We start from the raw sequence: 20,476 nt of genomic DNA, 5'->3' as shown, positions 1-20,476 counted from the left end.
GGCCACGGGCGTCAGGCCACTTCTTCGAGCAGGTAGCCCAGGCCGCGCACGGTGCGCAACTGCACACCGCCCGGCTCGATCTTGGCGCGCAGGCGCGACAGGCACACCTCGATCGCGTTGTCGCTGACGCCCTGGTCCCACGCATTGCTGGCCAGCGCGATGTGCTCCTTGGGCACGACCTTGCCCGCACGGGCCATCAGGAAGCCCAGCACATCCCACTCGCGGGCCGACAGCGCCAGCGGCTCGTCGCCGATGTAGGCGCGGCGCGCCTCCTGGTCGATGCGCAGGCGCGCGAGGTGCAGCTGGTTGCTGGTGCGCGCCTGGCTGCGCCGCACCAGGGCGCGCGCACGGGCCACCAGCTCGGTCAGCGCGAAAGGCTTGACGAGGTAGTCGTCCGCCCCGCCCTCCAGGCCCCGAACGCGGTCTTCCACCGCATCCCGTGCGGTCAGGATGAGCACCGGCACCGGCAGGCCCTCGGCCCGCACGCGTCGCAAGGTTTCGAAGCCGTCGATGCCCGCCAGGCCAATGTCCAGGATGAGCAGGTCGTAGGCATCCTCGCGCAGAGACCGCGCCACGGGCTCGCCGCGGGCGGTGCAGTCCACCACCCACCCTTGCGAACGCAAGGCCCGGGCCGTGGTCTCCACGAGGTGTTCGTCGTCTTCAACGAGCAGGATTCGCATGGTGCCTGAAGTATGGCGCGGCCGCGGCCCAACGGCTGACGCGGGACTGTCTCGCCACGCAAGCTCACGGCAAGCCGCGCGACAAGGCGATGACGGCACCGGTTTGCACACTGCCCGGCATGGATGCTTCTCCCAACCGCCCGCCGGCGGTGCTGCTGCTTCACGGGCTGTGCGCCAATCCGCTGGAGCTGGCCCCCGTGGCCACATCGCTGCGCGCCGCGGGCTATGTCGTCGAGGTGCCCGCCCTTGCGGGTTATGGCGTGAGCCACCACACCGGCCAGCCGCTGCCCGTGCCGCCCTTTGAACAATGGCTGGCCGAGGCCGAGGCCTGCTTTGACCGCCTGGCCGCCGCCCACGGCCAGGTGGCGGTGGGCGGGCTGTGCATGGGCGCCGTGCTGTCGATGGCGCTGGCCGCGCGCCGCCCGGCCGCCGCCCTGGTGCTCATTTCCACCACCTTGCATTTCGACGGCTGGAACGTGTCGCCCTGGCGCCGCCTGCTGCCGCTGGCCTACCTGCCCGTGCTGCGCCGGCGCATGAGCTTCAAGGAAACCGCACCCTTCGGCCTGAAGAACGAACGGCTGCGCACCTGGGTGGCGCAGGCCATGGCGTCGCAACAGGTGTCGGCCGTGGGCGCGGCGCAGCTGTCGGCCGCGGCACTGTTCGAGGCCACCCGGCTGATCCGCCACGTGCGCGCCCGCCTGCCCCGGCTGACGGCGCCGGCCGTGGTGCTGCACGCCACCGAAGACGACGTCGCCGGGCCGCGCAGCGTGCATGAACTGCAGCGCAACCTGGGCCGTGCGCCCGAGGTGCATTGGTTCCACGACAGCTATCACATGCTGACGCTGGACAACGAGCGCATTGCCGTGGCGCGCACCGTGCGCGACTTCCTCCTGGGCCAGCTGCCGCCGGCCCGTCCCACCCTTCCCACTTTGGAACTTCGTGATGAGCACTACGCTTGAACAACTGTGCGCCCTGGCTCAACGTGAGCTGGGCACCGACGACCTGAGCGCCAAGCTGGACACCCCGTTCGCGGAACTGGGCCTGGACTCCCTGGGCCTGGTGGACTTCATGTTCTCGGTGGAAGACCACTTCCACGTCAGCATCGAACACGACCGCGCGCTGCAACAGCCCACGCTGCAAGGCCTGGCCACCCTGGTGGACGAGTTGCGCGCGGCCGCACCGCAGCCGGCTGCGGCCTGATGACCGACGTCTGGATCACCGGGCTGGGCGCCTTGAGCGCGCTCGGCGCGGGCGCCGACACGCTGGCCGATGCGCTGCAGGCGGGCCGATCGGGCGTGACCGCCCACCCCGGCAGCCCCGCGCACGGGCTCAGGCCCTTCGCCGCCGCACAGGTGACGGTGCCGCTGGCCCCGGGCATGCCGCCCGCCCAGCGCAACCTGTACGACCGCCACAGCCTGATGGCGCTGGAAGCCGCGGCCGAGGCCTGGGCCCAAGCCGGCCTGCCCGCCACTGCGCCCCAACCGGAACGCGCCGCCGTGGCCTGGGGCACGGGCCTGGGGGGCTCGGCCTCGCTGGAAGCCTCGTACCAGCAGATGTTCACGGCCCAGCCGCCGCGCGTGCACCCGTACACCGTGGTGCGAGTGATGGCCAACTCGGCCGGCTCCCACCTGGCGATGCGGCACCAGCTGCGCGCTGCCCAGCTGGCCGTGTCCAACGCCTGCGCCTCGTCGGCACAAGCCATTGGCGAAGCCCTGTGGCTGCTGCGCAATGGCCGGGCTGACGTGGCGCTGGTGGGGGGGTCGGAGGCCATGCTCAACACCGGCAGCGCCCTGGGCTGGCAAGCCATGGGCGTGATGGCGCCGCTGGACGCGGACCAACCCGAGCACACCTGCCGCCCCTTCGACGAACGCCGCCGGGGCCTGGTGCTGGGTGAGGGGGCCGCGGCCCTGGTGCTGGAGACCGCCGAGCACGCGCGGGCCCGTGGCGCCGTGCCTCTCGCCCGCTTGGCGGGTTATGGCCACAGCGTGGACGCGGTGCACCTGTCGCGGCCGGATGCTGCCGGCCAGGTGCGCGCCATGCAGGCCGCGCTGCGCGACGCCGGCCTCAGCCCGGCCGAGATCGGCTACGTGAACGCCCACGGCACCGCCACCGAAGTGGGCGATGCGGTGGAGGCGGAGTCGGTGGCGGCGGCGTTCGGCGCCCGGGCGGTGCCGGTGTCGGCCACCAAGGCGCTGCACGGCCACCTGATCGGGGCCGGGGGCGCGCTGGAGCTCGTGGCCACGGTGCAGGCCCTGCGCCGCCAGTGCCTGCCGCCCAGCGCCCACGTGCACGACAGCCCGCTGGCCGCGCAGCTGGACCTGATCACCGACGGCGCCCGCCCGGCCACGCTGCGGGCGGCCATGTCCAACTCCTTCGCCTTCGGTGGCAGCAACGTGTCACTGGTGGTGACGGCGGCCTGACCCCGCGGCCGAGCCGCTCAGCCCGCCGTCGGGGTGGCCGCCACGGCGGCGCGCGCTGCCTCGAAGCACTCGGTCGCGATCTGCCACAGCCGCTCGGCATCGGCGTAACGGTCGCTGGGCTCACCGCCCAGCGCGTCGCCGGCCAGGTCCGCCCGGGGCTGGGCGTAGTGCAGCCAGAAGTCGGCCCCCATCTTCTGCGGCAGCAGCTCGGCGTTGAAGCTCAGGAAGTCGCCCGGCTGCGCGCCGCGCAGAAACCCCTCGAAGCAGCGCTGCCACATCCAGCGAAAGTGCGCGAGGCTGTCGCCCGGCTCGTCCAGCGCAGTCTGGATGCACCCCGGATTGCCCACCCGCGCGTGCAGGAAGCGCACGCGCTCGAACACCGGCGCCAGGCGGCCGGCGCGCTCCAGGAACTCACCGCCGTAGGTCAGCTCGTGCCCGGTGTACCAGTGCGACAGGTCGGCGTTGAAGCGCAGCGCCGGGAAGCGGGCCACCAGGTCCAGCGTGCGGCGCAGGTCTTGCGTCATGGTGCCGCGGTGGGTCTCCACGTACAGCGGGTGGCTGTGCCGGGCCGAGGTCTCCAGCACGGCGGCCGCCAGGGCGTCCATCTCGGCGTCGGTCTCGAAGGAGTGGCCCACATGCAGCGTGGTGATCTCGCAGCCCAGGTCGCGCTGTTCGCGCACGATGGCGTCCACGTCTGGAGGCGTCAGGGCGCGGCAAATGCCAGTCACGCCCAGACCCGCGTCGCGCGCGAGTTTCACGGCGTCGGCCGTGGGTTGCCACAGTTGCACGGCCTCGTGGCCGTCGGTCTTCAACAGGGCCAGCTGTTCGGCCGGCGTGGCCCGCCAACCCCGCGAGCCGCGCGGCAGTTCGGCCAGGGTGCCCAGGTTCATGTCACGGCGCAGGCGGGGCGCGCGGGTGCTGCCGTCGTTGCAGCGGTCGATGGGTGCAGTCATGCCGCCATCATGCCGCGCCGGCCAGGGGCAGATTCACCGCCCGCCGCCGCACCACCGCCCCACGCAGCGCAGGGGCCACGCACTACCATTGCCGTCCTTCGGAAGGCGCCCCCATGAAACTGCTGGCCAAATTCAACCTCGTCTACCTGCTGGTCATGAGCCTGGGCATTGCGCTGAGCGGCTACATCGCCCGCAACCTGCTGCAGGACAACGCGACGCAGGAAACCGTCGCCACCGCGCAGATGCTGATGGAGAAGGCCCTGGCGGTGCGCAACTACACCAACACCAAGATCAAGCCGCTGCTGGTGGCGCAGATGAGCGAGAAGTTCCTGCCCGAGACGGTGCCGAGCTTTTCCGCCACCGAGGTGCTGGGCACGCTGCTGGCCAAGCACCCCGAGTTCGCCTACAAGGAAGCCACGCTCAACCCCACCAACCCGCGCGACCGGGCCACCAGCTGGGAGGTGGACATCGTGGGCCAGTTCCGCAGCAACGCCGAACTGAAGGAAACCGTGGGCACCCGTGACACGCCGGCCGGCCCGTCGCTGTACATCGCCCGCCCGCTGCGCATCACCGACCCAGCTTGCCTGGCCTGCCACAGCAGCGTGGACGCCGCGCCCGCCACCATGGTGGCCAAGTACGGCCCGGCCAACGGCTTCGGCTGGAATCTGAACGAGGTGATTGGCGCGCAGATCGTGTCGGTGCCGCTGGGCGTGCCGCTGCAGCGGGCCGACCAGACCTTCAAGGTCTTCATCACCTCGCTGGTGGCGGTGTTCGTCGCCGTGGGCGTGGTGCTGAACCTGATGGTGTGGCTGCTGGTGGTGCGCCCGGTGACGCAGCTGTCGGCCCTGGCCGACCGCGTGAGCCAAGGCGAGCTGGACGCGCCGGAGTTCCAGGCCCGCAGCAAGGACGAAATCGCCACGCTGTCCGATTCCTTCAGCCGCATGCGCACCAGCGTCGTGCAGGCCATGAAGCTGCTGGAGTCATGAGATTTCCCCTGACCGGCTTCGCCGGCCCCTCAAGGGGGCGCTGCCAGTGGCCTTGCAAAGCCAGATCCACGGCAGCCGCTTGGGAATGCCCCGCGTGATCGCATGAGCGACAAGAAGCACCCGGCCCAGCTCGGCAAGTACCGCATCACCGAAGTGCTCGGCGAGGGCGCGATGGGCGTCGTCTACAAGGGCTTCGACCCCGACATCCAGCGCACGGTGGCGCTCAAGACCATCCGCACCGGGCTGGACGCGGGCGACGACAGCCCCGGCGCGCCGGCCTCGCGGTTTCGCAACGAAGCCCAGGCCGCCGGCCGGCTGATGCACCCGGGCATCGTGGCGGTGTACGACTTCGGCCGCGACCAGCACACCGCCTACATCGCGATGGAGTTCGTCGAGGGCCGTTCGCTGGCGAGCTATCTGAGCGCCAAGCTGCGGTTCACCGACACCGACATTCCCGGCATCATGAGCCAGCTGCTGGACGCGCTCGGCCATGCCCACGACAAGGGCGTGTGGCACCGCGACGTGAAGCCGGCCAACATCATCATGACCACCGCCGGCCGCCTGAAGGTGGCCGACTTCGGCATCGCCCGCATCGACTCGCAGCACCTCACGCAAACCCACTACATGGTGGGCACGCCCAGCCACATGGCGCCCGAGCAGTTCCTGGGCAGCACCATGGACCGGCGGGTCGACATCTACGGCGCGGGCGTGGTGCTGTACCAGCTGCTCACCGGCCGCCCGCCGTTTGCCGGCACCACCGAGGCGCTCATGTACAAGGTGGTGAACGACATGCCCGCGCCGCCGTCCACCTTGGACGGCGCCAACCGGCCGGCGTGGTTCGACGCCATCGTGGCCCGCGCGCTGGCCAAGCGGCCCGACGATCGCTACCCCACGGCCGAGGCCTTCAAGCAGGCCCTGCTGGACGGTGCCGGCCAGGACCTGGACGACACCGCCTGGGACAAGACCGTGATGATGGCGCCGCCCCGGGCACGCCCGCCCCAGCCGCTGCAGGCGCCCACGCAGGCGCCGGTATCGCTGGCTGGCCGCAGCACGCCGGGCTCCACCGGCGGCACCGCGCCGCCGCCATCGCACTGGGACGCGAGCCAACTCGCCCAGGCCGAGCAGACCCTGGCACGCCACGTGGGCCCGCTGGCCAGCGTGCTAGTGCGCCGCGCCGCGCGGGAATGCAGCGACCTGCCCGAGCTCTACGCCCGGCTGGCCGACCAAGTGACCGACCCCCGCGCCCGCGACGCCTTTCTGGGCCAGGCCAGCGTGCTGACCGGCGGCGCCAGCCGCACGGCCGGCAGCACGCGCGGCGCCACCGCGGGCACGCCGCCCACCGCCGCGGGAGCCAGCACGGCTGGCGCGACTGGCACGGCCGGCTCCAACGGCTCCGCGGGCCTGGGCACCACCATGGGCGGCCCGCTGACCGAGGCGGTGGTGGAGAAAGCGCAAGTCCTGCTGGCGCAGCACGTGGGGCCCATCGCCAAGGTGCTGGTCAAGCGCGCGGCCCAGGGCATCGACAGCCGCGCCGTGTTCTTCAACCGGCTGGCCGAGTCGGTGAGCGACGCCGCCGCCCGCACCCGGCTGCTGCAGGATCTGGCGCGCCTGCCCTGAGCGCGGCGCCCGGTGCGTTCAGGCCCAGCAAGCTCAGGCCTGCACGCCCAGGCCGGGCGCTCAGGCCCGCACGCTCAGGCCCGGTAGGCCAGCACCTTCAGGCTGCGGTCGGGCGAAACGTCCTCAAACACCGCAGGGTTGGCCACGCGGCCCACGCAGGTCAGCTCGGGCGCCTGCTCGGCCACCACCTGGCGCAGGAAGTCTTCGGTCAATTCCGGCGCGTTCAGACACAGCAGGGCCAGGCCGCCCGGTGCCAGCAACGCCGGCAGGCGCTTGGCCAGGCGGGCGTAGTCCTTGGTGGCGACGAAGCTGCCTTTCTGGAAGCTCGGCGGGTCGCACACCACCAGGTCGTAGGGCCCGCCGCGCGTCAGCTTGCCCCAGGAGTTGAAGATGTCGTGCGCCAGGAACTTGGCCCCGGCCTTCACGCCGTTGAGCTCATGGTTGGTGCGGCCGGTGCTCAAGGCGCCTGACGCCATGTCCACGTTGACCACCTCTGCCGCGCCGGCCTGCAGCGCCACCACCGAAAACGCGCAGCTGTACGCGAACAGGTTCAGCACCTTGGCGCCGGGCTTGACCTGCTCGCGCACCCAGCGCCGGCCCTCGGCCATGTCCAGGAACAGCCCGTGGTTCTGGCCGCGCATCAGGTGCACGAGGTAGCGCGTGCCGGCCTCCGTCACCACATGCGGCTCGGGCACGGCGCCGGCCATGAGCCGGGTTTCGGCCCCCTCGCCGCGGCACTGGTACACCCAGTTCAGCGCGTCGCCGCAGCGCGCCCGCAGGGCCTGGTCCACCGCCTGAAGCGCGGCCTCGTCCAGCGGCCTGAAGGACGTGAGCAGCAGCACCGGCGGGAAGGCATCCAGCGCCAGGTGCTCGCAGCCGGGAAAGCGACCGCCGCGGCCGTGGAACAGGCGCTGGGCGTCGGAGGCGGCGTTCAAAGGAAGGGCCATCGTGGCGATGGCGTCGAGCAAAGCTTGCATGCCGCGATTGTCCGGGCGCCAGAATCGGCGCCATGGACTTCCAGCTCATCCTCGACGAGATCCACGCCGAACTGCGCCCCCGGCTCGACCAGGCCGGCACGGGCGCGCAAGTGGCCCGCTACATCCCGGCGCTGGCCCGGGTGTCACCACGCCAGTTCGGCATCGCGCTGCGCACCTGCGACGGCACCACCGCGCAAGCCGGGGACAGCGCGGTGCCGTTCTCCATCCAGAGCATTTCCAAGGTGTTCTCGCTCACGCTGGCCATCCGCGCGCTGGACGAGGCGCTGTGGACGCGCATCGGCCGCGAGCCCTCGGGCAGCCCGTTCAACTCGCTGGTGCAGCTGGAAACCGAACGCGGCATTCCGCGCAACCCGTTCATCAATGCCGGCGCAATCGCGGTGGCCGACCGGCTGGTGAGCCTGGGCGACGCCAACGCCGAGTTGCTGGCCCTGCTGAGCCGCCTGTGCGGTGAGCCGATCGGCATCGACGCCGAGGTGGCGCAGTCCGAGGCCGACACGGGGTTTCGCAACGCGGCGCTGGCCAACTTCATGAAGGGCTTCGGCACGCTGGACAACGAGGTGACCACGGTGCTGGACGTGTACTTCCGGCAGTGCGCCATCGCCATGACCTGCGAGCAAATGGCCTGCGCCGCCGGCTACCTGTGCCGCGACGGCGCCCACCCGCTGGCCGGCACGCCGGTGCTCAGCGCGGCGCAAACCCGGCGCGTGAATGCGCTGATGCTGACCTGCGGCACCTACGACGCGGCCGGCGAATTCGCCTTCCGCATCGGGCTGCCGTGCAAGAGCGGCGTGGGCGGCGGCATCGTGGCCGTGGTGCCCGACCACCTCTCGCTGTGCGTGTGGTCGCCCGCGCTGGACGCCACGGGCAACTCCTACCTGGGCCGCCAGGCGCTGGAGCTGTTCGTGGCCAAGACGGGGCTCTCGGTGTTCTGAGGGCTCGGGGCCGCGGCCGGATTCAGGCCGTCGCCCGGCCCCGTTCAGCTGCCGTACTTCACGCTGCAGCCATAGGGCCGCGTGCTGGCTTTCTCGACCTTTTTGCCCGCCGCGACATCGGCCAGCGCCAGCTTCACATACGGCTCGGCCTTGGCGATGTCCTCGACCTTGGCGGACGGGATGCTGTCGATGCCGCCCTTGTAGGCCAGCGTGCCGTCTGCGCGAATCACGAACAGGTGCGGCGTGGTCTGTGCGCCGTACAGCCGGCCGAGGTCACCGGCCGGGTCCAGCAGCGTGGCGGTCGGCGCAGCGCCGCGCTCGGCGTTGAGCTTGAGCGCGGTGGCGCCGTCCACATGGCCCTGCTGGCCCGGGGCCGACGAGATCACCTGCAGCCACACCACGCCCTGCGCCGTGGCCGCCTTTTGCTGGGCCTGCATGTTGCCGCTGCCGTAGTGCTTCTTCACGAAGGGGCAGTCATGGTTGGTCCATTCCAGCACCACGGTCTTGCCCTTGAAGTCGGACAGCTGCACGGCGCGGCCCTCCGCCGTGGTGGCGGTGAAGGCGGGTGCAGGCGCGTCCAGCGCCGCGTTGGCCCAGGCCAGCACGGGCACGGCCAGCGCCGCAACCAGCAGGGAACGACGGAACATCCAGGTCATGGCGAACTCCAGGGTCGGTCAGCGGGAAGCAACCGCCTCGATGACGAGGCCGGGGGTGAGGATTTGCGGCAGCACCACTGCGTCCGCAGCGCCCGGTGCGTAGTAGAGGTACAGCGGCACACCGGATCGGCCATGGGCCTTCAGCACCGCGGTGATCTTGGGGTCTTCGCGCGTCCAGTCGCCCTTGAGGTAGGCCACGCCCGCCTTGGCAAACGCGTCCTTCACCTCGGGGCGCGACAGGGCCACGCGCTCGTTGACGAGGCACGAGATGCACCACGACGCCGTGAGGTTCACGAACACCGGCTGGTTCTGCGCGCGCAGCTCCGCCAGGCGCTCGGCGCTGTAGGGCTCGATGGCCGCGGCAGCCCCCGCACCCGGGCCGGCTGGCACATCGGCCGCCACCGGCTGGATGCGCGACGCCACGGCGCCCGCCAGCGCCACGCTCACCCCCAGCAGCACCGCGCCCACCCGGCCGCGGCTGACCCGCTGGGCCCACAGGCCAAACGCCAGCAGCACCGCGCCCACCAGGGCCAGGGCCACGCCGTCCGGCCCGGTTTGCTGGGCCAGCACCCACAGCAGCCACACGACGGCGGCGTACATCGGGAAGGCCAGCGCCTGCTTGAAGGTCTCCATCCACGCGCCCGGGCGCGGCAGCCAGCGCTGCGCCGCCGGCCAGAAGGCCAGCACCAGGAAGGGCAGCGCCAGACCCAGGCCGAGTGCCAGGAACACCGCCAACATCACCACCGCCGGCTGGGCCAGCGCGAACGCCAGCGCTGCGCCCATGAACGGCGCCGTGCACGGCGTGGCCACCACGGCCGCCAGCACGCCGGTGAAGAAGCTGCCCGCCAGCCCCTGCTGGGCCGCCAGGCTGGAGCCCAGGCCGGTGAAGCCGCCGCCGATGTCGAACAGGCCCGACAGGTTCAGGCCCACCAGGAACAGCAGGTACGCCACCACCAGCACGAACACCGGCGAATGGAACTGGAAGCCCCAGCCCACCTGCTGGCCGCCGGCACGCAGCGCAATCAACACTGCCGCCAGCGCCGCAAAGCTCAGCAGCACGCCGGCCGTGTAGGCCAGACCCTCCGCCTTGTGGTCGCCTTGTTTCACCAGGGCCAGCGCCTTGATGGACAGCACCGGGAACACACAGGGCATGAGGTTCAGGATCAGGCCGCCCAGCAAGGCCAGCGCCAGCGCGGGCAGCAGGCCGAGTTCGCCGGCGGCGTCCGCCTTCGCAGCCGGTGCAGCGGCGCCGGCTTCCGCGGCAGGCGCCGACAGATCCGCCGGCCCCGGCCCCTTGCCTGCACCTTCCGGCATGGGCGCCGACACGGTCCAGGCCTTCTCGCCCTCGGGGCCGGTCAGCACCAGCACGCCCGACAACGGCTGGCCGGCCTTCACCGGCTCGTCGCCGGCCGGAACGTCCAGCGCCCAGCCGGCGCCGTCGGCCTTCAGCGGCTGCGGCGCGCTGTGCGCCACGGCGCCCCAGGTGTCGGCAAAGAAATAAGCCTTGGTCACCCGCTCGCCCGGGCCGCTCCAGCGCACACCCTGCGGCGCGGCGGTCAGCTTCACCGCGAACGGTGCCGGCTGCGGGATGGCACGGCGCCATTCCTCGATCTGCGCGGCGTCCGCACCCGGCTGGGCCGCGGCGCCCACCGGCAGGTCCAGGCCCAGCGTCACCTGCTCGGGAATGCACACGTCCTTGCACACCAACCAGCGCACCTCGGCGGTGGGCTTGAAGCGGCTGCCAGGCTTGGCGTCGGCCGGCACGGTCAGGTCCATCAGCAGCGCCGGCCGGCCTTCGTAACCGTAGTTGACGATGGGGCCGATGGCCTGGATGGAAGGCGTGGGCCACTGGATGGGCTCGGCCTGCGCGCCCTGCCAGTCCAGGCTGGTGGCCTGGCCGGAGTCGCCCGGGTTTTTCCAGTAGGTGTGCCAGTGCGGCTGGATGACCTGCTCCAAAGCCACCGTGAGGCGCTGCCCTGGGGCGACCGTGGCCTGGTTGGCCACAAGGCGGGCCTGCACGTGCTCGGTGCGGGCCTCGGACGGCGCCGGCGCCGCCTGGGCGACCGACGCACACAGGCCCGCGGCCGCGAGCCAGCCCGCCGCGCGAAGAAGAACTTGATTCATCCCGCCATGCTAGGCCACGGCCCGCATCCAGCGCTTGGTCATGGCCATGCCGCGGCACCGCGGGCCCACCGACTGGGCGATTTGCCCCACCCCACCGGCCCGGAATGGGCGAATTGCCCCCACCCTCACCCGGCAAAACAGGCAAGTCGTTGATCGGCCGTCATTTTGGGCCTGGCACGCCCGCTGCGTGCCAGCGGTGCAGGCGCGGCACCCGCCCCGCCGTTCACCACGACCGGAACTCCCCATGCGCAACCTCGCCCACACCCTCATCGCCGCTGGCGTCCTCGCCGCCACCCTGGCCGCTCCGTCGGCCCAAGCCCGCGAAGGCAGCAGCAGCCGCTCCATCGGCGGCGGCATCAAGTGCTACTACACCTACGTGCTGCAGCCCAACGGCAGCCTGGTGTATCAGCAGGTCTGCGGCAAGGGCGCCTGAACCTGAGCCTGAGGGCGGCGGGCCAGTTCCCGCGCAACAAAGCGGTCGAACGCGGCCCACAAAGGCGCAAAGCGCTCGGGCTGACCTTCCAGGCTGGCCAAGGCCAGCAAGCCCGCCTCCAGCGTCGACAACTCGCCCGGCCGGTGCGCCCGCCGCATGCAATAGCGTGACGGCTGCACCGGCAGGCTCACGCGCGGCAAGGCCAAGAGCCACGGGTTGCCGGACAACAAACGCCGGCTCTGGCGCCAGCTGCCATCCAGCAGGATGAGCTGGCGCACCGCGCCCAGGTCTCCACCCGGCCCTTCACCGGGATACAGCAGCGCAGCGCCGGGCGATGCCACGGCCGCGGGGAACACTTCGCCCCGCAGGCAGCGGGCGCGCTGCAGGCCCAGCGTCAACAAAGGGACCGTGTTCTTCGCGTGGCCCGCCTCGGCCGGGTGCTGCAACACCAGCAGTTCCGTGGCGGTCGCCACCGGCGGTGGCAGGTCGGCGCACAGGCAGGTACGCGCCGGGCGCTCACAGCGCGGGCACACCGCGCGCGCCATGGCGCTTCAGGAGCCGCTGGGCGGCGTCAGCGTGGGCGAACCCAGCGGGGGCAGGCTGTCCGGCGCGTCCTCACCCGACAGCGGCGCCGGCCGCGTGCGGCTGCGCGAGCTGGGCAACGCCAGCTGACGCTTCTTGGCCCAGTAACCCGCGAGCCACACCCCGGCGATCACGCCGAAGATGTTCAGTGCCCCGAACAGCGGCGCCGCGTTGGACGACAGCAACATGTTCTGCAGCGGCGCCGAGTACGCCCGCGGCTTCAGCGCGAAGCTGAAGGCGCCAAAAATCAACCACCCCGCCCAGGCTGTGCCCACGCCGGACATCATCCAGGCGACATACGGGCGGTGCCGGCGGCGCTGGGGGCGCAGGGTGAAATAGGCCCACACGGCGGCGATCAGAAACAGCAGCACCATCAGAACCACTGCCTCGCCCAGCATGACCTGCAGGCTGTTTCGCCCGCCGAGCTGCACATACATCTGGCGGGGCAGGCCGGTGTTGGCGTACTTCATGGCCAGGCCGGCGCCGAAGCAGTACAGCAAAACGCCAGAGAAAAAGGCGATGGAGCGGCGGGCGGCTTTCATGGGGCCGCATTCTCAGCGCAGCCAGTGCGCCGTGGCGCGGAAGGATTCCCAGCGCCCAAACAAAACCCACGGACGAGGGGGGTGCCCTGCCGTGGGTGCGAGATGCCGAGTTTACCCCGACAGAGTCCAAGGGGGCCGCGCGCGCCGGTGGTGCGGGCGGCGACCGGCGCGATCAGCGCTTGCGGTCCAGACGCAGGGCGCGGGCCAGGCCGCGGCGCTCGCCGCTGTAGAAACCGGTGTCGAACGCTTCGTGCTTGCGACCCTTGTCGACCGATTCGCCAGCGCTCCAGGCCAGGCCCATTTCGGGCATCGGGAGGCGGCGGGTCTGCGATTCGGAACGGGACTGGATTTTCATGGTGGCACTCTTTTGCCTGTCTCGCGGCCCGGAAACCGGCGCGATTGGGTCCACAACGCGGCTCATTTCTGCTCGGTTGACAAGTCCGATCACATTTCTTTGCGCAGGCGCATTACAGACAATGCCGGCTTTCCGATTCCAGGACTTGCGATGACCGTCCAGCTCAAGAAGACCCTCCCGGCCAAGGCCGTCCCGATCACGGTGGTGGACCGCGCCGCCTGGCCCGCCCTGGCCGCCCGCCTGCCGGAGGCCACCCGCAACTGGCTCGCCACCGTCGGTTTCGTGGGTGCGGCCGACAGCCACGCCCTGCTGCCGGGGGCCGACGGCCGGCTGGCCCAGGTGTTCGCCGGCGTGGCCCACGCCGCGCACCCGTTCGCGCTGAGCGCGCTGCCGCTGGCCCTGCCGGAAGGCACCTACAAGCTCGACGACGCCGGCCTGGCCCTGCACGCCGAGGCCGCCGCCATGTCGTGGGAGCTGGGCGGCTACCGGTTCGACCTCTACAAGCCCGCCAAGCGCGAACCCGCCACCCTGGTGCTCAAGCCGGGCGCTGACGCCGAGCGCGGCCTGGCCCTGGCGGCCGCCATCGCCGCCACGCGCGACCTGGTCAACACCCCGGCCGAGCACATGGGCCCGGCCGAACTGGCCGGCGCCGCCAAGGCCCTGGCCAAACAGTACGACGCGCGGTTCACCGAAATCGTCGGCGACGCGCTGCTGAAGAAGAACTTCCCCAGCATCCATGCGGTGGGCCGCGCAAGCACGCGCTCACCTCGCTTGATTGAAGTGACCTGGGGCAACCCCAAGCACCCCAAGCTCGCCCTGGTGGGCAAGGGCGTGTGTTTTGACACCGGCGGCCTGAACATCAAGCCCGGCGAGAGCATGCGCCAGATGAAGAAGGACATGGGCGGCGCCGCCAACGCGCTGGGCCTGGCCACGCTGATCATGGCCTTCAAGCTGCCGGTGCGCCTGCAGTTGCTGATCCCCGCGGTGGAGAACTCGATCTCGGGCAACGCCTACCGCCCGGGCGACGTCATCAAGACCCGCAAGGGCCTGCACATCGAGATCGGCAACACCGATGCCGAAGGCCGCGTGGTGCTGAGCGACGCGCTGGCCTACGCTGCCGAGAGCAACCCCGATCTCGTCATCGACCTGGCCACGCTGACCGGCGCGGCCCGCGTCGCCCTGGGTGCCCAGTTGCCGGCGCTGTTTGCCAAGCACATGGACACCGCCCGCGACCTGGTGGACCTGGGCCTGAAGCTGGACGACCCGCTGTGGCACATGCCCCTGTGGGCGCCGTACCACGCCGGCATCGAGAGCTCGCTGGGCGACATCGTCAACACCGGAAAAAGCGCGCTGGCTGGGGCCATCAACGCTGCGTTGTTCCTGGAAGACTTCCTGCCCCCGCAGCAGGACTGGCTGCACGTGGACCTGTTCGCCTGGAACGACGCACCCCGCGCCGGTCGGCCGGTGGGCGGCGAGGCGCAAACCATCCGCACCCTGCTCGCTTACCTGGAGCAGCGCTACAGCGCCGCCTGACGCCGGGGGGGGGCTGACCTCCCGGCCAGCCCATCAGGCGCTCAACCGGTCGAATCAACCGGTCGAATCAGTCGGCCGGCTTCATCGGCAGACTCAATCGGCCGCCGGATCCTTCACGGCCGTCGGCTCCACGGCCGGCTCGGCCTTGGCGCTGCGGGTTGCCGCTTGCAGGGCCTGAGCCATCTGGCTTTGCATCGGCTGATCGGCCTGCGGTGCGACGGCGGGCTTGCGGCCGGCGTCGCTGCGGGCCGGGCGGTCACCGCGTGGGCGGTCGCCACGGCCTTGCGGACGGGCGTCGGCGTTGCGGGGGCCGCGGCCTTCGGGCCGACCATCAGAACGGCCTTCAGAGCGACCCTGGGCCGGGCGCGCGCCGCCCGGACGGCCCGCACCTTGGCGGTCGCCGCGGCGGTCGTCTCGCCGGGCTTCCCGGCGGCCGCCTTCGCGCTCGCCGCGCGGCGGGGCCGGCGGCGCCTCGGCGCGCTCCTTGCGGGCCAGTTCCAACAGACCCGGCAGTTCTTCGGGTGTGGTGCCCTTGAGCACGCAGAAGTTGGCTTCGGTCAGCGTGGTGCGCTCGAAATCCCACAGCAGCTGGGCGCGATTGCGGCGCTGCTGCACTTCCAGCTGTTCGCGCTGCTGCACCTGCTGCTCGCGCTCCTGGCGCAGCCCCTTGCGGCGGGCCAGTTCTTCCTTGGCCACGGCCAGGTGCTCTTCGCTGATCTCGCCGGCGGGGTTGCCGTCCAGGTCGAAGCGGGTCTTGGACTGGGTCAGCGCAATCAAGTAGCCCGTGCCACCGGTGTGGCGGCGCAGGAAGGCGCTGAGCTGCGCCTTGCTGAACTTGCCCGGGGCGCGTTCCTGGATGTCGGCCTGGATGCGCAGCTTCACCGGCTTGGCGCGGCCACCGAACAGCGCCGGGAACAAGGCCTTGAGTTCGGCCGTCACGTCAACAGCCGGGGCAGACGCCGCAGCAGGCGCAGCGGTCGCGAGCTCGGCCGGCGTTTCGGCGGGCACTTGAGCAGCCACCTCGGCGGGCACCTCAGCGGGCACTTCAGCGGACACCTCAGCCAGGGGCGCAGCGTCCACAGGAGCGGGTGCGGGAACGGATTCGGGAAGATCGGAATTCATGAAAAAGGCCGGCTTGCGGAACCCGCGATTGTCCGTCAGCCGCCCAAACCCCCGAACACCTTCTTGAGGATGGCGCTGCCGGTGCCGATCGGGTCCTGGCGGATCTTCTTTTCCTCTTCGCCGATCAGGCGGTACAGCCCGTCCAGCGCCCGGCCGGTCACGTACTGCTGGAGGTTGGCCTCATCGCCCTTCACCAGCCCGAAGCTGCCGGCCTTCTTCGCCACGGCGTTGTACTTGTCGGCCAGCGCCACCTTCTCGGTGGCCTGCGTCACGATGGGCAGGAACTGCGCGTGCAGCGGCTCGCGCGTTTTGGCCGCAAAGAACTGCGTGGCCGCGTCGTCCCCGCCGCGCAGGATCTTGAGGCCGTCTTCCAGGCTCATGTCCTTCACGGCCTTCACCAGCAGCGGCTTGGCGGCCGGCACGGCGGCCTCGGCGGCGCGGTTCATGGCGGTCACGAGTTCATCCAGCTTCGCGCCCTGGCCGGTGGCACGCAACAGCTTGGCGGCGTCCTTCAGGTGGCCGGGCAGCTCGATCTTCACGAGCGGGTTGCCCAGGAAGCCGTCCGGCCGCCCGAGCAAGGACACCGCCGCCGTGGCGCCGCGCTCCAGCGCAGTGCGGATGCCGGCGTTGGCATCCCCCTCGGTCAGGCTGAGGGCCTGGGCCGGCCTCCACGCGAGAGCAGGCAGGGCGGCAAGAACAAGGCGGCGTTGCATGGCGGGCTCCGTGAGGCTGGGCGGGCAGACGGGTGATGTTGCCACCGCCACCGCTTGCGCTGGGTCAAGGCGGCGTCAGCCGCGCTTCTTAAGCTGACCGGAGGAGACAAGACCATGCTGCCCGTCTACATCAGCCACCCCGACTGCGCCCGCCACGAGATGGGGCCGGGCCACCCCGAGTGTCCCGAGCGGCTGGGCGCCATTGCCGACATGCTGCTCATCCAGGGCCTGCTGGACTACATGCTGCCGCACGACGCCCCGGCCGCCACGCCGGCCCAGCTGCAACGCGCGCATTCGGCCCTGCACGTGCAGCGCGTGCTGGACGCCGCCCCACGCGAGGGCTACGCGCAGGTGGACCCGGACACCCGCATGAACCGCTTCACCGTGCCCGCCGCCCTGCGCGCCGCGGGCGCGGCCGTGCTGGCCACCGACCTGGTGCTGCGCGGCGAGGCGCCGTCGGCCTTCTGCGCGGTGCGCCCGCCTGGCCACCATGCCGAGCACGACGCGCCCATGGGCTTTTGCTTCTTCAACAACGTGGCGGTGGGCATCCGCCACGCGCTGGACGTGCACGGCCTGCAACGCGTGGCGCTGATCGACTTTGACGTGCACCACGGCAACGGCAGCGAAGACATCCTGGCCGGCGACGAGCGCGTGCTGATGTGCAGCATCTTCGAGACGGGGCTCTACCCCTTCAACGGGCCCGACGCCCGCTCGCTGAAGGACGCGCCCAACATGGTCAACGTCGGCCTGCCGCCGCGCTCAGGCAGCGAGGCGTTCCGCGCCGCCGTCACCCAGCACTGGCTGCCGGCGCTGGAGGCCTTCCGGCCGGAGCTGATCTACATCAGCGCCGGCTTCGACGCCCACCGCGAAGACGACATGGGCAACCTTGGCCTGGTGGACGGCGACTACGCCTGGGTGACGCGCCAGCTGATGGACCTGGCCTGGCGGCACTGCCGCGGCCGCGTGATTTCCTGCCTGGAAGGCGGTTATGTGCTCAACCCGCTGGCCCGCAGCGCCGCGGCCCATGTCAAGGTGCTGATCGGCGCCGACTGAAGCCGGCCCCACCCGGGCCGCACCCTTTCCTCCCTGTGACCCCAGGCTCTAGAGTTCCCGCATGGACAACCACTTCCTGACCCCCCTGTTCACCCCTGGCTCCGTGGTCGTCTTCGCCGGGCCGCCGGACGAACCCGAGCGCCAGACCCGCCAGGCCCGCGTGCTGCGCGCCGCACTGGCCGCCGCCCCCGGGCCGCACCCGCCGCAGTTCCTGCACGGCGAAACCACCGGCACGCTGGGCGAGCTGGCCCGGTCGCGGGCGGACCTGGCCGTCATTGCCCTGCCGGCGGACGAAATCACGGCGGCGCTGGAAGTGGCCTGCCGCATCGCCTGCCGCTCGGTGCTGATCGTGAGCGACGGCATCGAGCCGGCCGAGGCCGCGCAGCTCAAGCGCATCGCCCGCCGCGAGGGGGTGCACCTGCTCGGCCCCAACTGCCTGGGCTTTCAGCGCCCGCACCTGAACCTGAACGCGAGTGCTGCCGGTCCGCTGGCGGCCGAGGGGTCGCTGGCGCTGGTGTCGCAGTCCGGCGCGTTGACCTCAGCCATGCTGGACTGGGCGCGGCAAAACGGCGTGGGCTTCAGCCAGGTGGTGTCGCTGGGCCCCAACGCGGCGGTGGACCTGGCGCAGGTGCTGGACTTCCTGGCCTCGGACACCCGCACGCAGAGCATCGTGGTGTACCTGGAAGGCATCTCCAACTCGCGCCGCTTCATGAGCGCGCTGCGCTCGGCCGCCCACGCCAAGCCGGTGGTGGTGCTCAAAGCCGGCCGGCGCAGTGCTGGCAATGAGGCGGCGCTGACCCACAGCCGCGCCATCGTCGGCAGCGACGATGTGTTCGACGCCGCCTTGCGCCGCGCCGGTGCGGTGCGGGTGCGCAGCTTCGTGGAGCTGTTTTCGGCCGCGAAGTGCCTGGCCGCGCGCTACCGCCCGGTGGGCAAGCGCCTGGCCATCATCACCAACGGCGGCGGCCCCGGCGTGCTGGCGGCCGACTGGGTCAGCGAGATCGGGCTGCAGCTGGCCAAGCTCTCGGCCGACACCGCCCGCGCGCTCGCGCCAAAGCTGGCGGACCTGGCCTCGCTGTCCGACCTCATCGACCTCTCGGCCGCGGCCACGCCCGAGCACTTCCGCGCCGCCGTGGAGGCCGCCGCGCAAGACGGCGCGGTGGATGGGCTGCTGGTGGTGTACGCCCCGCAGATCGGCTCCGACGCCACCGAGATCGCCCGGGCCGTGGGCGCCGCTAAGGCCGCCACGGCCAAGCCGCTGCTGGGCTGCTGGATGGGCGACGCCTCGGTGCTGGACGCACGCCGCGTGCTGAACGACGCCGGCATCGCCAACTTCCGCACCCCCGAGGCCGCCGTGGGCGCCTTCGGCAACATCGCCAGCTTCTACGCCAACCAGCAGCTGCTGCTGCAAACGCCGCCGCCCATGTCCACGCTGGCGCAGCCGGATGTGGAGGCTGCGCGGCTGCTGATCGAAAGCGTGCTGGCCGAGCGCCGCCGCACCATGACCGAAATGGAGAGCAAGGCGCTGCTGGCGGCCTTCCACATCCCGGTCACGCAAACCGTGCTGGCCCGCAGCGCCAACGAGGCCATGATGCTGGCCACACAGATGGGCTTTCCGGTGGCGCTGAAGATCGACTCGCCCGACATCGCCCACAAGAGCGACGTTCAGGGCGTGGCGCTTAACATCCAGAGCGGCTCGGCCGCGCGCGACACCTACAACGAGATGGTGGCCCGCGTGAAGCGGCTGCAGCCGCAGGCCCGCATCAACGGCGTGACCGTGCAGAAGATGGCCCGCGCCCAACGCGGCCGCGGCGGGCAGGAGGTGTGCGTGGGGCTGGTGACGGACGAAGCCTTCGGGCCCACCATCGTCTTCGGCGCCGGCGGCACCATGATCGAACTCATCGCCGACCGTGCGATGGAGCTGCCGCCGCTGAACCAGTTCCTGGCCCGCCGCCTGGTGGAACGGGCCCGCGTGTCAGAAGCCCTCACCGAAGGCCGCGCCGGCGGCCCGCCGGCCGACCTGGAAGCGCTGGAACGCGTGCTGCTGCGCGTCAGCGAAATGGTGTGCGAGTTCCCGCAGCTGCGCGAGATGGACATCAACCCGCTGATCGTGGATGAGACCGGCGCCGTGGCCGTGGACGCACGCGTGGTGCTGCAACCCGGCCCGCAGACCGGCATGCCGCGGGCGTTCGACTACCCGCACCTGGCCATCCTGCCCTACCCGGCCCGCTTCGAGCAGGTGTGGCCGCTGGCCGGTGGCGGCGAGGTGACGGTGCGCCCGGTGCGCCCGGACGACGCCCAGATGCTGCAAGACCTGGTGCGCGGCCTGAAGCCCGAGAGCCGCTACTTCCGCTTCGCCAGCGCCATCAAAGAGTTGCCGCCCGGGCTGCTGGCGCGGCTCACGCTGATCGACTACGACCGCGAGATGGCCCTGGTGGCCGTGTACACCCAGCGCACCGCGCGCGACGACGGCGGCTTCGACGAGGCCGAGCGCATCGTCGGCGTGAGCCGCATCATCACCAACCCCGACCAGACCAGTTGCGAATTCAGCCTGCTGGTGGCCGACGACTTCGGCGGCAAGGGCCTGGGCTCGCGGCTGATGGAGGGCATCACCGACGCGGCCCGCGAAATGGGCCTGAGCGACATCGAAGGCCTGGTGCTGACCAACAACAGCGACATGCTCAAGCTGATGCGCGGCCTGGGCTTCACGGTGAAGCCCTTCCCGGAAGACCCGGACTTCAAGCTGGTGGTGCGGTCACTGCACAGTTGACCCACGC

Annotated in this window: 20 protein-coding genes; 10 read left to right on the top strand and 10 right to left on the bottom strand. The window is 71.3% G+C overall.

The features are described from left to right. Window positions 1–11 precede the first annotated feature (11 nt). The gene (locus ACG01O_RS12645) at window positions 12–680 is read right to left on the bottom strand and encodes a response regulator (RefSeq protein ID WP_394385067.1); all 669 of its coding nucleotides are present in this window, start codon (window positions 678–680) and stop codon (window positions 12–14) included. 119 nt (window positions 681–799) lie between these two features. On the opposite strand from ACG01O_RS12645, the gene ACG01O_RS12640 reads away from it, so the two are divergent. Genes ACG01O_RS12640 through ACG01O_RS12630 form a run of 3 tightly spaced genes read left to right on the top strand, consistent with a single transcriptional unit; the run spans window position 800 to window position 3,100 of the window. Continuing rightward, window positions 800–1,639 (top strand): alpha/beta hydrolase, encoded by an 840-nt coding sequence (locus ACG01O_RS12640; protein ID WP_394385065.1) that lies wholly within the window; start codon window positions 800–802, stop codon window positions 1,637–1,639. Then, window positions 1,623–1,880: an acyl carrier protein gene (locus tag ACG01O_RS12635; protein WP_394385063.1), complete on the top strand. Its 258-nt coding sequence runs from the start codon at window positions 1,623–1,625 to the stop codon at window positions 1,878–1,880. Before ACG01O_RS12640 ends, ACG01O_RS12635 begins: the two co-directional genes overlap by 17 nt. After that, window positions 1,880–3,100 (top strand): beta-ketoacyl-[acyl-carrier-protein] synthase family protein, encoded by a 1,221-nt coding sequence (locus ACG01O_RS12630; RefSeq protein WP_394385061.1) that lies wholly within the window; start codon window positions 1,880–1,882, stop codon window positions 3,098–3,100. Before ACG01O_RS12635 ends, ACG01O_RS12630 begins: the two co-directional genes overlap by 1 nt. A 17-nt stretch (window positions 3,101–3,117) precedes the next feature. Here ACG01O_RS12630 and ACG01O_RS12625 read toward each other — a convergent pair whose 3' ends face one another. Beyond that, a complete protein-coding gene (locus tag ACG01O_RS12625; RefSeq protein WP_394385059.1) occupies window positions 3,118–4,053 on the bottom strand; it encodes an apurinic/apyrimidinic endonuclease family protein in 936 nt (311 codons plus the stop codon). Window positions 4,054–4,166: 113 nt separating this feature from the next. Between ACG01O_RS12625 and ACG01O_RS12620 the strand changes: the two genes are divergently transcribed. Continuing rightward, entirely contained in the window at window positions 4,167–5,039 is an 873-nt protein-coding gene (locus ACG01O_RS12620; protein WP_394385057.1) for a c-type heme family protein, read from the top strand. A gap of 102 nt (window positions 5,040–5,141) precedes the next feature. Continuing rightward, window positions 5,142–6,656, top strand: a complete 1,515-nt coding sequence (locus ACG01O_RS12615) for a serine/threonine-protein kinase (RefSeq protein WP_394385055.1) — start codon at window positions 5,142–5,144, stop codon at window positions 6,654–6,656. A gap of 74 nt (window positions 6,657–6,730) precedes the next feature. On the opposite strand, the gene ACG01O_RS12610 is transcribed toward ACG01O_RS12615, so the two are convergent. Continuing rightward, window positions 6,731–7,633 carry a class I SAM-dependent methyltransferase gene (locus tag ACG01O_RS12610; RefSeq protein WP_394385053.1) on the bottom strand — a complete coding sequence of 301 codons (903 nt, stop codon included), beginning with the start codon at window positions 7,631–7,633 and terminating at the stop codon, window positions 6,731–6,733. Window positions 7,634–7,665: 32 nt separating this feature from the next. On the opposite strand from ACG01O_RS12610, the gene ACG01O_RS12605 reads away from it, so the two are divergent. Further along, complete coding sequence (locus ACG01O_RS12605) at window positions 7,666–8,586, top strand: glutaminase (RefSeq protein WP_394385051.1); 921 nt, start codon at window positions 7,666–7,668, stop codon at window positions 8,584–8,586. A gap of 44 nt (window positions 8,587–8,630) precedes the next feature. Here the strand turns inward: ACG01O_RS12605 and ACG01O_RS12600 are convergent, their stop codons facing one another. Together ACG01O_RS12600 and ACG01O_RS12595 are read right to left on the bottom strand one after the other, a co-directional pair. Then, the gene (locus tag ACG01O_RS12600) at window positions 8,631–9,242 is read right to left on the bottom strand and encodes a redoxin domain-containing protein (protein WP_394385050.1); all 612 of its coding nucleotides are present in this window, start codon (window positions 9,240–9,242) and stop codon (window positions 8,631–8,633) included. Window positions 9,243–9,260: 18 nt separating this feature from the next. Next, the gene (locus ACG01O_RS12595; protein WP_394385048.1) at window positions 9,261–11,366 is read right to left on the bottom strand and encodes a protein-disulfide reductase DsbD family protein; all 2,106 of its coding nucleotides are present in this window, start codon (window positions 11,364–11,366) and stop codon (window positions 9,261–9,263) included. A gap of 244 nt (window positions 11,367–11,610) precedes the next feature. Between ACG01O_RS12595 and ACG01O_RS12590 the strand changes: the two genes are divergently transcribed. Beyond that, window positions 11,611–11,799, top strand: a complete 189-nt coding sequence (locus tag ACG01O_RS12590) for a hypothetical protein (RefSeq protein ID WP_394385046.1) — start codon at window positions 11,611–11,613, stop codon at window positions 11,797–11,799. On the opposite strand, the gene ACG01O_RS12585 is transcribed toward ACG01O_RS12590, so the two are convergent. The 3 genes from ACG01O_RS12585 to ACG01O_RS12575 form a co-directional block, all read right to left on the bottom strand. Next, on the bottom strand, window positions 11,772–12,344 hold the full coding sequence (locus ACG01O_RS12585; protein WP_394385044.1) for a tRNA-uridine aminocarboxypropyltransferase: 573 nt from the start codon (window positions 12,342–12,344) through the stop codon (window positions 11,772–11,774). The two genes, ACG01O_RS12590 and ACG01O_RS12585, sit on opposite strands and share 28 nt — an antisense overlap. A 6-nt stretch (window positions 12,345–12,350) precedes the next feature. Next, window positions 12,351–12,923 carry a hypothetical protein gene (locus ACG01O_RS12580; protein WP_394385042.1) on the bottom strand — a complete coding sequence of 191 codons (573 nt, stop codon included), beginning with the start codon at window positions 12,921–12,923 and terminating at the stop codon, window positions 12,351–12,353. Window positions 12,924–13,095: 172 nt separating this feature from the next. Beyond that, the gene (locus ACG01O_RS12575; RefSeq protein ID WP_394385040.1) at window positions 13,096–13,278 is read right to left on the bottom strand and encodes a hypothetical protein; all 183 of its coding nucleotides are present in this window, start codon (window positions 13,276–13,278) and stop codon (window positions 13,096–13,098) included. Between the two features lie 150 nt (window positions 13,279–13,428). Between ACG01O_RS12575 and ACG01O_RS12570 the strand changes: the two genes are divergently transcribed. Further along, window positions 13,429–14,811 (top strand): leucyl aminopeptidase family protein, encoded by a 1,383-nt coding sequence (locus tag ACG01O_RS12570; RefSeq protein WP_394385038.1) that lies wholly within the window; start codon window positions 13,429–13,431, stop codon window positions 14,809–14,811. A 93-nt stretch (window positions 14,812–14,904) separates the two neighbouring features. On the opposite strand, the gene ACG01O_RS12565 is transcribed toward ACG01O_RS12570, so the two are convergent. Next, complete coding sequence (locus ACG01O_RS12565) at window positions 14,905–15,933, bottom strand: ProQ/FINO family protein (RefSeq protein ID WP_394385036.1); 1,029 nt, start codon at window positions 15,931–15,933, stop codon at window positions 14,905–14,907. 35 nt (window positions 15,934–15,968) lie between these two features. Continuing rightward, window positions 15,969–16,646: a DUF4197 domain-containing protein gene (locus ACG01O_RS12560; protein WP_394385034.1), complete on the bottom strand. Its 678-nt coding sequence runs from the start codon at window positions 16,644–16,646 to the stop codon at window positions 15,969–15,971. Between the two features lie 114 nt (window positions 16,647–16,760). On the opposite strand from ACG01O_RS12560, the gene ACG01O_RS12555 reads away from it, so the two are divergent. Both ACG01O_RS12555 and ACG01O_RS12550 read left to right on the top strand, forming a co-directional pair. Further along, the gene (locus ACG01O_RS12555; protein WP_394385032.1) at window positions 16,761–17,699 is read left to right on the top strand and encodes a histone deacetylase family protein; all 939 of its coding nucleotides are present in this window, start codon (window positions 16,761–16,763) and stop codon (window positions 17,697–17,699) included. Between the two features lie 61 nt (window positions 17,700–17,760). Further along, window positions 17,761–20,469: a bifunctional acetate--CoA ligase family protein/GNAT family N-acetyltransferase gene (locus ACG01O_RS12550; RefSeq protein ID WP_394385030.1), complete on the top strand. Its 2,709-nt coding sequence runs from the start codon at window positions 17,761–17,763 to the stop codon at window positions 20,467–20,469. Window positions 20,470–20,476: the final 7 nt, after the last annotated feature.

Source organism: Pelomonas baiyunensis (assembly GCF_043555935.1).
In the GTDB taxonomy this organism is placed as follows: domain Bacteria; phylum Pseudomonadota; class Gammaproteobacteria; order Burkholderiales; family Burkholderiaceae_C; genus Pelomonas; species Pelomonas baiyunensis.
This window is presented reverse-complemented; position numbering and strand designations above follow the sequence as displayed.